The 15,130-nt window shown below is 66.6% G+C and carries 11 protein-coding genes; 7 read left to right on the plus strand and 4 right to left on the minus strand.

Annotated features, from left to right (window positions below; genetic code table 11):
- Positions 1-46: 46 nt before the first annotated feature.
- Together ACZ48C_RS20370 and ACZ48C_RS20375 are read right to left on the minus strand one after the other, a co-directional pair.
- Positions 47-238 carry a DUF3008 family protein gene (locus ACZ48C_RS20370; protein ID WP_119255569.1) on the minus strand — a complete coding sequence of 64 codons (192 nt, stop codon included), beginning with the start codon at positions 236-238 and terminating at the stop codon, positions 47-49.
- Positions 239-460: 222 nt separating this feature from the next.
- A complete protein-coding gene (locus tag ACZ48C_RS20375) occupies positions 461-901 on the minus strand; it encodes an Lrp/AsnC family transcriptional regulator (protein WP_415212407.1) in 441 nt (146 codons plus the stop codon).
- A gap of 168 nt (positions 902-1,069) precedes the next feature.
- On the opposite strand from ACZ48C_RS20375, the gene putA reads away from it, so the two are divergent.
- The 3 genes from putA (at position 1,070) to purN (ending at position 6,859) form a co-directional block, all read left to right on the plus strand.
- Entirely contained in the window at positions 1,070-4,732 is a 3,663-nt protein-coding gene (gene putA / locus ACZ48C_RS20380) for a trifunctional transcriptional regulator/proline dehydrogenase/L-glutamate gamma-semialdehyde dehydrogenase (protein ID WP_464783860.1), read from the plus strand.
- 391 nt (positions 4,733-5,123) lie between these two features.
- On the plus strand, positions 5,124-6,197 hold the full coding sequence (gene purM, locus ACZ48C_RS20385; RefSeq protein ID WP_464783861.1) for a phosphoribosylformylglycinamidine cyclo-ligase: 1,074 nt from the start codon (positions 5,124-5,126) through the stop codon (positions 6,195-6,197).
- Positions 6,194-6,859, plus strand: a complete 666-nt coding sequence (gene purN, locus ACZ48C_RS20390; RefSeq protein ID WP_464783862.1) for a phosphoribosylglycinamide formyltransferase — start codon at positions 6,194-6,196, stop codon at positions 6,857-6,859. The genes purM and purN overlap by 4 nt, the downstream gene beginning before the upstream one ends.
- A gap of 182 nt (positions 6,860-7,041) precedes the next feature.
- Here the strand turns inward: purN and ACZ48C_RS20395 are convergent, their stop codons facing one another.
- Positions 7,042-7,818: a L,D-transpeptidase gene (locus ACZ48C_RS20395; RefSeq protein WP_119255564.1), complete on the minus strand. Its 777-nt coding sequence runs from the start codon at positions 7,816-7,818 to the stop codon at positions 7,042-7,044.
- A gap of 234 nt (positions 7,819-8,052) precedes the next feature.
- Here ACZ48C_RS20395 and ACZ48C_RS20400 point away from each other — a divergent pair, with 234 nt between their 5' ends.
- The 4 genes from ACZ48C_RS20400 (at position 8,053) to ACZ48C_RS20415 (ending at position 13,442) form a co-directional block, all read left to right on the plus strand.
- Complete coding sequence (locus ACZ48C_RS20400) at positions 8,053-9,450, plus strand: methylmalonyl-CoA mutase family protein (RefSeq protein WP_464783863.1); 1,398 nt, start codon at positions 8,053-8,055, stop codon at positions 9,448-9,450.
- A 205-nt stretch (positions 9,451-9,655) separates the two neighbouring features.
- Positions 9,656-11,785, plus strand: a complete 2,130-nt coding sequence (gene scpA / locus ACZ48C_RS20405) for a methylmalonyl-CoA mutase (protein WP_464783864.1) — start codon at positions 9,656-9,658, stop codon at positions 11,783-11,785.
- 321 nt (positions 11,786-12,106) lie between these two features.
- A complete protein-coding gene (locus tag ACZ48C_RS20410; RefSeq protein ID WP_464783865.1) occupies positions 12,107-13,066 on the plus strand; it encodes a glutathione S-transferase family protein in 960 nt (319 codons plus the stop codon).
- 1 nt (position 13,067) lies between these two features.
- On the plus strand, positions 13,068-13,442 hold the full coding sequence (locus ACZ48C_RS20415; RefSeq protein WP_119255559.1) for a hypothetical protein: 375 nt from the start codon (positions 13,068-13,070) through the stop codon (positions 13,440-13,442).
- Here the strand turns inward: ACZ48C_RS20415 and ACZ48C_RS20420 are convergent.
- Positions 13,439-15,064, minus strand: a complete 1,626-nt coding sequence (locus ACZ48C_RS20420; RefSeq protein WP_464783866.1) for a cisplatin damage response ATP-dependent DNA ligase — start codon at positions 15,062-15,064, stop codon at positions 13,439-13,441. The genes ACZ48C_RS20415 and ACZ48C_RS20420 overlap by 4 nt on opposite strands.
- Between the last annotated feature and the right edge of the window lie 66 nt (positions 15,065-15,130).

Genomic DNA, 15,130 nt, shown 5'->3' on the forward strand with positions numbered 1-15,130 from the left:
TTAGGCAGCCGTCGCCGGGACTGAAGTTCGGACTGGCGGAAGAGCATCAGTCGGATTTCGACTTGTGCTCCGGCTTGCCCTTGCGCTTGGTGGAGGCCATTTCCTCCAGCTCCTTTTCCGACATGGATTTCTCCATGCCCTTCGAGGCGCCCTTGAGTTCGCTCTTCTTCATGTCGCCGCGCTTTGCGGCAAGGGCCGCACCGGCGGCCTTCTGCTGCGCTTTCGATTTTGCCGGCATGACAGCCTCCTTTGTCGATAGGAGCGCAAACGCGGGCGGCCGTGCGATGTTCCGGGGCATGCTTGGCCCCTCATCCCCCTGCCGGGACCTTCTCCCCGCAAGCGGGGAGAAGGGGATATGCCGCACCGGCTTCCCCGACCAACAACTGCGCATGGGAAACGTCCCCTCTCCCCCGCTTGCGGGGAGAGGGCCAGGGTGAGGGGCAGGCCACAGGCGATACCGTCACCCCCGCTCCTTCACCGTCTCCATCGCCACATTGGTCGAGGTATTGGCGACATAGGGCAGGTTCGAAATCCTCTCGCCGAGCACCAGCCGGTATTTCTTGATGTCGCGGGTGCGGATCTTCAGGAGATAGTCGAAGCGGCCGGCGATCATGTGGCACTCCTCGACCTCCTTGATCTTCTTCACTGCCGCGTTGAAACTGGTCAGCGCCTCTTCCTGCGTGTTGGTCAGCTTCACCTCGGCGAAGGCGATATGGTCGAGGTTCATCTTCGAGGGATTGAGGATCGCCTTGAAGCCCTGGATGAAGCCTTCGGCGATCAGCCGCTTGAAGCGGTTCTGGCAGGGCGTCTTGGAAAGACCCACCTTCTCGGCCAGCTCCGCGACGGGAATGCGGCCATTTTCCGTGAGTTCCTCGAGAATTTTTCGGTCGAAGGCATCCAACGACCCATCAGCATGGGAAATATCGGGCAAATCACCCTCCAATCTTCAGAAAATAGATGCGATCAGCCTAATCGAAGGCGATTTGAAGTCCATTTGTTTTTTAGCGCCGTGATATTGTCCGCGCCAGTTTCCCGGATATCATGCAAACCGCTTCTCATAGGTCCCGCCATGCAGAAACCCTTCGCCAATTTCGCCCCGCCGATCCGTCCCCAGAGCGCGCTGCGCCAGGCGATCACCGCCGCCTATCGCCGCCCCGAGACCGAGTGCCTGCCGCCGCTCGTCGCGGCCGCACGCGTCACCGACACGCAGCGCTACGATATCCGCAGCACCGCCCGCACGCTGATCGAGGCGCTGCGCGCCAAGCACAAGGGCACGGGCGTCGAGGGTCTGGTGCAGGAATATTCGCTGTCGAGCCAGGAAGGCGTGGCGCTGATGTGCCTTGCCGAGGCGCTGCTGCGCATTCCCGACACCGACACGCGTGACGCGCTGATCCGCGACAAGATCGCCGAAGGCGACTGGACTTCCCATATCGGCGGCGGCAAGTCGATGTTCGTCAACGCCGCCACCTGGGGCCTCGTCGTCACCGGCAAGCTCACTTCGACCGTCAACGACCGCGGCCTTTCCGCCGCGCTGACGCGCCTCATCGCGCGGGCCGGCGAGCCGGTCATTCGCCGCGGCGTCGACATGGCGATGCGCATGATGGGCGAGCAGTTCGTCACCGGCGAGACCATCGAGGAGGCGCTGAAGCGCTCCAAGCCGCTCGAAGCCCGCGGTTTCCGCTATTCCTACGACATGCTGGGCGAGGCCGCGACCACCGCCGCAGACGCCGAGCGCTATTACCGCGACTACGAGAAGGCGATCCACGCCATCGGCAAGGCCTCGGACGGCCGCGGCATCTATGACGGCCCCGGCATCTCCATCAAGCTTTCGGCGCTGCATCCGCGTTATGTCCGCGCGCAGGCCGAACGCGTCATGGGCGAACTGCTGCCGAAGGTGAAGGCGCTCGCCGCCATCGCCAAGAGCTACGATATCGGCCTCAACATCGACGCCGAGGAAGCCGACCGGCTGGAGCTTTCGCTGGACCTGCTCGAAGGCCTCTGCTTCGACGAGAACCTCAAGGGCTGGAACGGCCTCGGCTTCGTGGTGCAGGCCTATGGCAAGCGCTGCCCCTTCGTGCTCGATTTCATCATCGACCTCGCCCGGCGCTCCGGCCGGCGCGTCATGGTGCGCCTCGTCAAGGGCGCCTATTGGGATGCCGAGATCAAGCGCGCCCAGCTCGACGGCCTCGAAGGCTTCCCGGTCTATACCCGTAAGATCTACACCGACGTCGCCTATGTCGCCTGCGCCCGCAAGCTGCTCTCCGCGCCGGATGCCGTCTTCCCGCAGTTCGCCACGCACAATGCGCAGAGCCTTGCCACCATCTACCAGCTCGCCGGCCCGGATTTCGCCGTCGGCAAATACGAGTTCCAGTGCCTGCACGGCATGGGCGAGCCGCTTTACGACGAGGTCGTCGGCAAGGACAAGCTGGATCGGCCCTGCCGCATCTACGCTCCCGTCGGCACACATGAGACGCTGCTCGCCTATCTCGTCCGCCGTCTTCTCGAAAACGGCGCGAACTCCTCCTTCGTCAACCGCATCTCCGACCCGAAGGTCTCGGTGGAATCGCTGATCGCCGATCCGGTCGATATCGTCGCCGCCATGCCCATCATCGGCGCGCAGCACGACCAGATCGCCCTGCCGGACAATCTCTTCGGCAAGAGCCGCGAGAACTCCAGGGGCCTCGACCTCTCCAACGAGACGACGCTTGCTGAGCTTGCCGGTGAGCTTGCCGGCACCGCCGCGAAACAGTGGCACGCCGCCCCGCTTCTGGCGGACGGCTCCACGGCCGGCGAGACCAGCGACGTGCTGAACCCGGCTGACCACCGCGACGTCGTCGGCCGCGTCACCGAGATCAGGGCGGAAGACGCCGAGCGCATCGTCGGCATGGCGGCGGACAGCGTCGCCGCCTGGGCCGCGACCGCCCCCGCCGAGCGCGCCGCCTGCCTCGACCGCGCGGCAGACCTCATGGAAGCCCGCATCGAGCCGCTGATGGGTATCATCATGCGCGAGGCCGGCAAGTCGGCGGCCAACGCCATCGGCGAAGTGCGCGAGGCCGTCGATTTCCTGCGCTACTATGCCGAACAGGCGCGCCGCACGCTCGGCCCGTCCCACCTGCCGCTCGGCCCGATCGTCTGCATCAGCCCGTGGAACTTCCCGCTCGCCATCTTCACCGGCCAGGTCGCCGCCGCCCTCGTCGCCGGCAATGCCGTGCTGGCGAAGCCCGCCGAGGAGACGCCGATCATCGCGCATGAAAGCGTGAAGATCCTGCATGAGGCCGGCGTTCCGGCCGGGGCACTGCAATTCGTGCCCGGCGCGGGCCGCGTCGGCGCGGCGCTTGTCGGCGCCTCCAAGACGGCCGGCGTCATGTTCACCGGCTCGACGGAAGTCGCCCGCCTCATCCAGGCCCAGCTTGCCGAGCGCCTTTCGGAAACCGGCAAGCCGATCCCGCTGATCGCGGAAACGGGCGGCCAGAACGGCATGATCGTCGATTCCTCGGCGCTCGCCGAACAGGTCGTCGGCGACGTCATCGCCTCGGCCTTCGACAGCGCCGGCCAGCGCTGCTCGGCGCTGCGCGTGCTCTGCCTGCAGGACGACGTCGCGGATCGCACGCTGACCATGCTGAAGGGAGCGCTCAAGGAACTGACGCTCGGCCGCACGGACAGCCTCAATGTCGATATCGGCCCGGTCATCACGGCCGAGGCCCGCGACGGCATCGTCAAGCACATCGAGCACATGCGCGAACTCGGCAACAAGGTCGAGCAGCTTCCGCTGTCGGCCGGTACGGAGAACGGCACCTTCGTTCCGCCGACGATCATCGAGCTGAAGACGCTTTCCGACCTCAAGCGCGAGGTCTTCGGCCCCGTCCTGCACGTCATCCGCTTCCGCCGCGCCGATCTCGACCGGCTGATCGACGATATCAACGCCTCCGGCTACGGCCTCACCTTCGGCCTGCACACGCGCCTCGACGAGACGATCGCGCATGTCACGAGCCGCATCAAGGTCGGCAACATCTACGTCAACCGCAACATCATCGGCGCGGTCGTCGGCGTGCAGCCCTTCGGCGGGCGCGGCCTTTCCGGCACGGGTCCCAAGGCCGGCGGCCCGCTCTATATCGGCCGCCTCGTGCAGAAGGCCCCGGTCCCGCCGCAGCAGGATTCGGTGCATACCGACCCGGCGCTGCGCGACTTCATCACCTGGCTCGACCGCAAGGGCAAGACCGCTGAAGGCGAGACGGCGCGCGGCTTCGCAAACCGCTCTGCGCTCGGTCTCGAGCGGGAACTGCCAGGTCCGGTCGGCGAGCGCAACATCTACGCGCTCCATCCGCGCGGCCGCATCCTCCTCGTGCCGAAGACGGAAGCCGGCCTCCTGCGTCAGGTCGCGGCGGCGCTGGCGACGGGCAACCAGATCGCCATCGACAGCGTCGAGGCCCTGAAACCCGCCCTCGCCGATCTCCCCGCCTCCGTCGCCGCCCGCCTGACATGGACGGCCGACTGGGCAAAGGATAGCCCGTTCGCCGGCGCGCTCGTCGAGGGCGAGGCGGCGGACGTCGAACGCGTCAACCGCAAGATCGCCGGCCTTCCCGGTCCGCTGGTGCTGGTGCAGGCAGCGACGACGGCGGAACTTTCGAGCGATCCCGAAGCCTACTGCCTCAACTGGCTGCTGGAGGAGGTCTCCACCTCCATCAACACCGCTGCCGCGGGCGGCAATGCCAGCCTGATGGCGATCGGCTGACAGATAGTCGCGGCGGATTTCGCCGCGACACTCCTTCCCGTGGGCATGATGCCCCTCATCCGGCCTGCCGGCCCCCCTCTCCCCCGCGAGCGGGAGAAGGGGATATGCCGCGCTGGTTTCCCTTTCCCGCATCGCACACGGATGCATCCCTCGCCTCTTGTGGGTGAGGAACAATCGTCACGCCCGGCCAGCAATTCGGTGAAAAAATCCCCGCTTTCCCGGCATTCTTCTTGCACTTGCGGCCCCGTCATGCCAATCGGGCGCGAACAGCTCAGAGCAGCCGGGCCCGCTTTCATTCGCTTATCTGCTCTGTCCATTTGTTTTGCCGCATTTGTGCGACGGCAGGCGGAAGCGCCTGCCTGCAGAATGCTCCAGCGCCGGAGACGAGAGCATGAGCCAGTCGGAAAAGAATGGTCTGACCTATAGCGATGCGGGCGTCGACATCGACGCGGGCAACCTGATGGTCGAGAAGATCAAGCCGGCGGTGCGCTCCACGCGCCGCCCGGGCGCGGACGGCGAGATCGGCGGCTTCGGCGGCCTCTTCGACCTCAAGGCGGCCGGCTTCAAGGATCCGGTGCTCGTCGCGGCAAACGACGGCGTCGGCACCAAGCTGAAGATCGCCATCGACGCGGACCGCCACGACACGGTCGGCATCGACCTCGTCGCCATGTGCGTCAACGACCTCGTGGTGCAGGGCGCAGAACCCCTCTTCTTCCTCGACTATTTCGCCACCGGCAAGCTCGATCCCGAACAGGGCGCGGCCATCGTCGAAGGCATCGCCGAGGGCTGCCGGCAGGCGGGCTGCGCGCTGATCGGCGGCGAGACCGCCGAAATGCCCGGCATGTATTCGCATGGCGACTATGACCTTGCAGGCTTCGCCGTGGGTGCGGCCGAGCGCGGCCAACTCCTGCCGGCGGGCGACATCGGCGAAGGCGACGTCATCCTCGGCCTCGCCTCCTCGGGCGTTCACTCCAACGGCTATTCGCTGGTGCGCAAGATCGTCACGCTCTCGGGCCTTGCCTGGGATGCGCCTGCCCCGTTCGACAGCGCGAAGAGCCTTGGCGAAGCGCTGCTGGCGCCGACGAAAATCTATGTGAAACCGCTCCTCAAGGCAATCCGCGAGACGGGCGCGATCAAGGCGCTGGCGCATATTACCGGCGGCGGCTTCCCGGAGAATATTCCGCGCGTGCTTCCGAAACACCTTGCCGCCGAGATCGACCTCGACGCCGTCAAGGCCCCCGCCGTTTTCTCCTGGCTCGCCAGGGCCGGCGGCGTGGAAGCGAAGGAAATGCTGCGCACCTTCAACTGCGGCGTCGGCATGATCGCCGTCGTTCCCGCCGACAAGGCTGATGCGGTCTCGGCCGCGCTTGTCGCCGAAGGGGAAAACGTCTTCCGCCTCGGCCGCATGGTCGCCCGCGAAGAGGGGGCGGCCGGCACGATCTACAAGGGCACGCTCGCCCTATGACATCGCCCCGCAAGCGCGTCGTCGCCTTCATCTCCGGCGGCGGCTCCAACATGCTGGCGCTGGCGAAGGCGGCCGAGGCACCGGATTTTCCGGCCGAGATCGTCGCGGTCTTCTCCGACAAGGCGGAGGCGGGCGGGCTTGCGAAGGCCGAGGCGCTCGGTATTTCGACCCGCACCTTCCTGCGCCGGGACTTCGCCAGCAAGGAAGCCCACGAAGCCGCGATCCTCAATGCGCTCGACGCGCTCTCGCCCGACATCATCTGTCTCGCCGGCTACATGCGCCTGCTCTCCGGCACCTTCATCAACCGCCATGAAGGCCGCATCCTCAACATCCACCCCTCCCTGCTGCCGCTCTTCCCCGGCCTCCACACGCACCAGCGCGCCATCGACACCGGCATGCGCCTTGCCGGCTGTACGGTGCATTTCGTGACGGAAGGCATGGATGAAGGTCCGGTGATCGTGCAGGCCGCCGTGCCGGTGCTGCCGGCCGATACGGCGGAGACGCTGGCCGCGCGGGTGCTCACCGTGGAGCATCGCAGCTATCCGCTGGCACTGCGGCTCGTCGCGGAAGGCAAGGTGCGGATGGAGGGCGGCAAGGCCGTTGCTTCCGGCGACCTGCCGCAGGCGGACGGCGCGTATTTGATTTCGCCGGCGGTGCTTTAGGGCGGCGCCCCCCCTCTGCCCTGCCGGGCATCTCCCCCACAAGGGGGGGAGATTGGATTGGGGGACTGTTTCGCCCATCTCTGACATTGCTGCTGAAGCACGGTTCCCGCCTCTTGCCGATCTCCCCCCTTGTGGGGGAGATGCCCGGCAGGGCAGAGGGGGGTATGCCACAGGCACGCCCCTCAGATCACCAGGATCGGCGCCTTGCCCTTCACGCGATCATAGAGGTCGATCACATCCTGGTTGAGCATGCGCACGCAGCCCGACGAGACGGCCTTGCCGATGGACTTCCATTCCGGCGAGCCGTGCAGGCGGTAGAGCGTATCCTGCCCGTTCTGGAAGATATAGAGCGCGCGGGCGCCGAGCGGGTTGTTGAGCCCACCGGCCATGCCGCCGTTTGCGCCGGAATATTTGACGAGTTCCGGCTGGCGCTTGACCATCTCGTCCGGCGGCGTCCATTTCGGCCACGCCTGCTTCCACTGGATGACACCGCGGCCCGACCAGGCAAAACCCTGCCGGCCGATGCCGACGCCGTAGCGCATGGCGCGGCCCGACGGCAGGATGAGATAGAGGAAGCGATTGCCCGTATCGACGATGATCGTGCCCGGCTTTTCGGCGAAGGGGCTTTCGACCTCCTGCCGGTAGAAGCGCGCGTCGATCTGCTGGTAGGGCACGGCCGGCACCTGGAAGCCGCCGTCGTTCAAAGGGCCATAGATCGAGGCATAGCGCGAGGATTCGGGCAGCAGGCCCGAGGGCGGCGTCTGGCCGTAGAGGCCGATGGGCTGCCGGTTGTCGATATATTCCGGCCGACCTTCCAGCGCGGGATTGCGGAAATAGGGCCGCGTCTCGTAGCGGAACTGGTCCGTGTTCATGGACGAGGTGCAGCCGGCAAGGCCGCTTGCCATGGCGAGGCCGGAAAACTGGAGGAAGCGGCGGCGGGAAAGCGCGGTATCGGTCATGAAAGCGTGGGCACCCGTTTATCGGAAAGACAGGATGAACGAAGAGGCTGAATCACCAACTAACAAAAGGCGAATTGGGTCCGCAATCCTGCCCTAATTGTGGCAGCCGCGACTGGCCCGAGGCTTGCGCGCCGGAATTTTCACCCGCTGTCGCCTGAAGGTCACTCTACCAAAGTGGCCCTTTACGCTGTATCCCGGATGGAAGAAATTCCGGGAAACGGAGAACGCGACGGGATGGACGCGAGCATATTGACGGATGCGGGTTTTGCGCCGCTCGACGAGGCGGATTGGCGCAAACTGGCCGAAAAGGCGCTGAAAGGCGCGGATTTCGAGGCGACGCTCGTCTCGCACAGCGACGACGGCCTTGCCATCCAGCCGATCTACAGCCGCCGCGAAGGCGCAGCACCCCTCGCCCACGGCCATGCCGATACGCCGCACGCGGGCGGCGCATGGACCGTCAACCAGCGCCGCGACGATGCAGACCTTGCCCGCGCCCGCGCGCAGATGGCCGACGACCTCGAAAACGGCGCGACCGGCATTTCCCTCGTCTTCCGTGGCAGCGCCGCGGCGCATGGCACGGGCATCGCAGCCGGCAGCGAGACCGCCTTCCGCAAGACCGCCGCCGCGCGCGCTGCCGCTCCCTTCTCGCTGCGGCTCGAAGCCGGCTTTGCCGACCGGGTGCTCGCGACGACGCTCGCCCATGCGCTTGCCGAGGCCAGCGCGCAGACGGCGCCGGTGCATTTCGGTCTCGATCCCTTCACCGCGGCGCTTGCCGGCAGTTATGGCGAAAGTGGCGCACTAACCAGCCTCGCCAAGGAGCTGATCGGCTTCGGCTTTTCCGGCTCGGTACTGAATGCCGACGGGCGGCTGGCGCATAATGCAGGGGCGAGCGAGGCGCTGGAGCTTGCCATTATCGCGGCGGCGCTGGCGGAAAGCCTGCGCCTGCTCGATGCGGCGGGCGTTGCGCCGGAGGGCGCCTTCACGGCGACCTCGCTGTCGCTTGCCGCCGACCAGGATCAGTTCCTCACCACGGCGAAGATGCGTGCGGCGCGGCTGATCCATGCCCGCATGCAGGCGGCCTGCGGCATTTCCGAGCCGAAGCCGGCGCATATCCACGCCGAGACGAGCTGGCGCATGCTGACGCGGCGCGACCCGGAAACCAACATCCTGCGCAACACCATCGCCGTCTTTTCCGCCGGCACCGGCGGAGCGGACGAGATCACTGTGCTGCCGCACACGCTGGCGCTCGGCCTGCCCGATCCCCTCGCCCGCCGCATCGCCCGCAACACGCAGGTCGTGCTGATCACCGAAAGCAACCTCGCCCATGTCGCCGACCCCGCCGCCGGCGCGGGCGGCATCGAGGCGCTGACGGAGGGGCTGGCGGAAAAGGCGTGGGAGATCTTCACCGGGATCGAGAAGACGGGCGGGCTTTCCGCCGCCATCGCCTCGGGCGCGGTGCAGGCCATGGTCGAGGCGGCGCGCGGCGCACGGAAGGCAGGGCCCATCGTCGGCACGACGCTGTTCCCGCTGAAGGACGAGCGGCCGGTGACGGTGCTCGGGCCGCTCGACGAGGCCGCGCCGGCGGACGGGCTGCGGCCGGTGCTGCTGGTTGATTGCGTGGAGGCGGCGTGATGGGCGCGGCCTACCCCCCTCTGCCCTGCCGGGCATCTCCCCCACAAGGGGGGAGATCGGCAAGACGCGAAAACCTTGCTCAATCAGCGACGCTGGAGATGGGCGAGACGACGCTTCATCCAATCTCCTCCCGTGTGGGACAGATGCCCGGCAGGGCAGAGGGGGGTGAAGCCGCTGCGCAGTACCGTATCAAAGGAGCCGCCGCATGAGCCGGATTCCCGACTTCTCCTCCATCCCCTGGTCGAAGCCGGCGGGGCCGGCCGCAACCAGCGAGGCCGCCTGGGCAACGCCGGAGGACATCGCCGTCGCCGGCGCCTATGGCGAGGCGGACCTTGCAGGCCTTTCCTATCTCGACACATGGCCGGGCGCGGCGCCCTATCTGCGCGGCCCCTACCCGACCATGTATGTCCAGCAACCCTGGACGATCCGGCAATATGCCGGCTTCTCGACGGCGGAGGAATCGAACGCCTTCTACCGGCGCAATCTGGCGGCCGGGCAGAAGGGCCTGTCCGTCGCCTTCGACCTTGCCACCCACCGCGGCTATGACAGCGACCATCCGCGCGTTGCGGGCGACGTCGGCATGGCAGGCGTGGCGATCGATTCCATCCTCGACATGCGGCAGCTCTTCGACGGCATCCCGCTCGACCAGATGAGCGTGTCCATGACCATGAACGGCGCGGTGCTGCCGATCATGGCGCTCTTCATCGTGGCGGCCGAGGAACAGGGCGTTTCCGAGGACAAGCTGTCCGGGACCATCCAGAACGACATCCTCAAGGAGTTCATGGTCCGCAACACCTATATCTACCCGCCGCAGCCCTCGATGCGGATCATCTCCGACATCTTCAGCTATACCAGCCAGAGGATGCCAAAGTTCAACTCCATCTCGATTTCCGGCTATCACATGCAGGAGGCCGGGGCGACGGCGGACCTTGAGCTCGCCTATACCATCGCCGACGGCATCGAATATGCCCGCGCCGGGGTCGCCGCCGGGCTCGACATCGACACCTTCGCGCCGCGCCTTTCCTTCTTCTGGGCGATCGGCATGAACTTCTTCATGGAAGTGGCCAAGATGCGCGCGGCGCGCCTCATCTGGGCCGCGCTGATGAAGCGGAACTTTTCGCCGAAGGACGCCCGGTCGCTGGCACTGCGCACCCATTGCCAGACCTCCGGCTGGTCGCTGACGGCGCAGGACCCGATGAACAACGTCATGCGCACCATGGTGGAGGCGATGGCGGCGACGCAGGGCCATACCCAGTCGCTGCACACCAATTCCTTCGACGAGGCGCTGGCGCTGCCCACCGACCATTCCGCCCGCATCGCCCGCAACACGCAGATCCTTCTCCAGAAGGAAAGCGGCACGACGCGCATCATCGATCCCTGGGGGGGCTCGGCCTATGTCGAGCGGCTGACGCATGACCTTGCCGCCCGCGCGCTCTCCCATATCGAGGAGGTGGAGGCGCTCGGCGGCATGGCGAAGGCCATCGAGAAGGGCATTCCCAAGCTGCGCATCGAGGAGGCCGCCGCCCGCACGCAGGCACGCATCGATTCGGGCCACCAGACCGTCGTCGGTGTCAATTTCTCGCGGCCCGAGCGCGACATCGAGGTGGACGTGCTGAAGGTCGACAATTCCGAGGTGCGCGCCCGCCAGCTCGCAAAGCTCCAGCAGCTCAAGGGCACGCGCGACACCGCGGCGGCCGAAAGCGCGCTCGACAGGCTGACAGAAGTCGCCCGCAGCGGCGACGGCAACCTCCTGGAATTCGCGGTGAAAGCGGCGCGGGCGCGGGCGACCGTCGGCGAGATCGCCTTCGCGCTGGAAAGGGCCTTCGGCCGGCATGTCGCGGAGATCCGCACGATCTCCGGCGTCTACCGCAAGGAGATGGGCGCGGACGACCGGGCCTTCAACACCGCCGCCGACAAGATCGCCGCCTTCGAGAAGCTCAGGCACGAGAAGCCGACCATCCTTGTCGCCAAGATGGGGCAGGACGGGCACGACCGCGGCCAGAAGGTCATCGCCAGCGCCTTCGCCGACCTCGGCTTCCATGTGGTCGTCGGGGCGATGTTCCAGACGCCGGAAGAAGTGGCGGAGCTGGCGATCCGCGAGGGCGCGCATATCGTCGGCGCCTCCTCGCTCGCCGCCGGGCACCTGACGCTGGTGCCCGAGCTGAAGGCCGCCCTCGTCAAGCGCGGCGCGCGCGACATGCTGATCGCCGTCGGCGGCGTCATCCCGCCGCAGGACTTTCCCGCGCTGGAAAAGGCCGGGGCCGATGCGATCTTCCCGCCGGGAACCGTCATCGCGGACGCCGCCTCGGCGCTGATCGACCGGCTGATGGCGTAAGTGGTAGCCGCTTGCGGCTGGCCGGCGCATTCGGAGTTTGCCCCTCACCCTAACCCTCTCCCCGCAAGCGGGGAGAGGGGATGTGGCTCACGCGCGGTTGTTGAACGGGGAAAACGGTGCGGCAGATCTCCTTCGCCCCGCTTGCGGGGAGAAGGTGGCCGGCAGGCCGGATGAGGGGCAGAGCATCCGACTCTCTCAAGGCATAAGGCGACCATCCGCCGAATACCGGCCTTTGTGAACGCTGTGTCAATCCATCGGGCAATTGCGGTTTACGCGCGCGAGGGGTACGCCAGTCCTACACAACCGAAAAGAGGTGACGCGATGCTCGTCAACGGCAAATGGACGGAAGACTGGCAGCCAGTTCAGGCGACGGACGCCAAGGGCGGCTTCGTGCGGCAGGTATCGAGCTTCCGCAACTGGGTGACGCCGGACGGCAGCGCCGGCCCGACGGGCGAAGGCGGCTTTGCCGCCGAACGCGGCCGCTACCATCTCTATGTCGCGCTCATCTGCCCCTGGGCCTCGCGCACGCTGATCGCCCGCAAGCTGAAGAAGCTCGATGACGTCATATCCGTCTCCGTCGTCGAGCCCTCGCTCTCCGACCAGGGCTGGCGCTTCGGCGATTTTCCGGGTTCGAACCGCGACGACCTCAACGGCGCGACCTATCTCCACGAGCTCTATTCCCGCGCCGAGCCAACTTTCACCGGCCGCGCCACCGTGCCCGTCCTGTGGGACAAGCAGAAGAAGACAATCGTCAACAACGAGTCCGCCGATATCGTGCGGATGCTCAACACCGGCTTCGGGGCGCTGGCGGACGAGAGCGTCGACCTCTATCCCGAGGACCTGCGCAACGAGATCGACGCCCTCAACGAGCGCATCTATCCCGCGCTCAACAACGGCGTCTACCGCGCCGGCTTCGCCACAACGCAGGTCGCCTACGAGGAAGCCTATCAGGGCGTCTTCGCCATGCTGGACGAGCTGGAAGCGCGCCTTGCCGACGGCCGGCCGTTCCTGACGGGCAAAACTTTCACCGAAGCCGACATCCGCCTCTTCGTCACGCTCATCCGCTTCGACGCCGCCTATTACGGCCTCTTCAAGTGCAACCGCCAGCGCCTTGCCGACTATGCGGCGCTCTCGGCCTACACAAAGCGCGTGCTCGACCTCCCCGGCGTGCGAGACACGGTCAACATCGACCATATCAAGCACGGCTACTACTCGATAAAGTCGCTCAATCCGAACCGCATCGTACCGCTCGGGCCGGACCTTTCGGCGCTGGGTCTCTGACATGCCGGTGGTGGCGTGGGCGGGGCTAGCCCTTGGTCTTGTCGCAACCTTTACCGAGGCCCGGCGGATCCATCGTAAATACGGGCTGCTGCTGGCCTCCGTGGTCTGGTTGCTTCTTGCAGGGACCATCGCGACCTGGCTCTTCTGCGTAACGGTGAACAACTACAATTTCGGCAGCCCGCGCCTTCCCGTCTTTTTCCACGTCTATCATTTCCTGCTGATCGTCGTGGCACCCGTAGCGTTAGCGGTCATGCTGGGACGGAAATTTAACGCTTCGGCCGGAATTTTCACAGGTGGGGTGGTTCTGGCTTGCACTTCCGTCCTCTGGATTTCCATGCTTTTCGCCTACGGCACCAGCGCGGCGGCCTACGGCTAGCTTTCCTTCGCCTCCACCATCGCCATCAGCGTTTCCAGCCGGTCGGCATCGGCCGGCAGCTTGTCCTGCCGGAGGCGGGCGATGCGGGGGAAGCGCATGGCGACGCCGGACTTGTGGCGGGTGGAGCGGTTGATGCCCTCGAAGGCGACTTCCAAGACGAAGCCGTAGCCGGGCTCGGCGCGGACGGCCCGCACCGGACCGAAGCGCTCTGTCGTGTTGTTGCGCACATAGCGGTCGAGCACTTCGAGCTCGGCATCGGTGAAGCCGAAATAGGCCTTGCCGACGGGCACCAGCACGTCGCCGTCCGGGCCTTCCGTCCAGACGCCGAAGGTGAAGTCGGAATAGTAGCTGGAGCGCTTGCCGTGACCGCGCTGGGCGTACATCATCACCGCGTCGATATTGTAGGGATCGCGCTTCCACTTGAACCACGGCCCCTTCATGCGGCCGGCCTGGTAGGCGCTGTCGCGGCGCTTGATCATCACGCCCTCGATGACGGGGTCGGGCGGCGCGCGGCGCAGGTCGTCCAGCGCCTCCCAGCTTTCGAAGGGAACGAGCGGGGAAAGGTCGAACCGGTCGTGCGGGGCCTTGCCGATGACATCCGCAAGGCGGGCGCGGCGCTCGAGGAACGGCGCCGGGCGGATGTCGGCCTCACCGTCGAAGAGCATGTCGTAGGCGCGCACGAAGGCGGGGTATTCCTCCAGCATCCGCGCATTGACCGTCTTGCGGTTGAGGCGCTGCTGGAGGTCGGAGAAGGTGCGCGTCGGGCTGTTCATGCGCGCCGTGCCGCCCACCAGAAGCTCGCCGTCCACCACGCCTTCGAAATCGATCGCCTCCAGCACGTCCGGGAAGGCGCCGGAAATGTCGTCGCCGGAGCGGGAATAGAGCCGGCGCGTCGTGCCGGATGACGAGAGCTGCACGCGGATGCCGTCCCATTTCCATTCGGCGGCGAAATCGCCGGGATCGAGAGCGTCGAGATCGCCCTCGGCCACCGGATTGGCGAGCATGACGGAATGGAAGATCGCGGGCGTCGCCAGCACCGGGCGTTCCGCCCTGCCCTCCAGCCAGGCGAAGAGCGGTTCATAGGGCGGCTGGAGGCCGTGCCAGAGGGTTTCGATCTCGGTGACGTCCCGGCCGGAGAAATCGGCGAGCGCCTGCTTGGCGAGCCGGGCGGAAACACCGATGCGCAGGCCGCCGGTCGCAAGCTTCAGGAAGGCGAAGCGGGCGGAGGGATCGAGCCGGTCGAGCAGGTCCCGCACCGCGCCGCGCACCTCGGTACGGCCGAGCGCGTTCATGCGGGCGACGACCGCGCCGAGCCGCGGCTGGTCGTCGTCGGCCACGCGCTCCTTGCGCTCTTGGTCCCAGACGAGCGCGATGGTCTCGGCAAGGTCGCCGACATAGTCGTAGGAGTAGCGAAACAGCTCCTCGTCCATGCGCTCCAGCACCAGTTCGCGCAGCAGCGCCGGCTTGACGCTCTTCAGATCCAGCGTGCCGGCGATGGCGGCAAGGCCGTAGCCGCGGTCGGGATCGGGCGTATCGCGGAAATAATCGGCGAGCAGCTTCAGCTTGCCGTTGCGCGAGGGGGTGAGGACGAGGCGGTCGAGAAGGGTGGCGAAGGCTCTCATGGGCGGGAGCTTTCGGGAGGTCGGCGCGGGTATACCCCCCTCTGCCCTGCCGGGCATCTCCCCCAC

This window comes from Shinella sp. 1A1 (genome assembly GCF_055379515.1).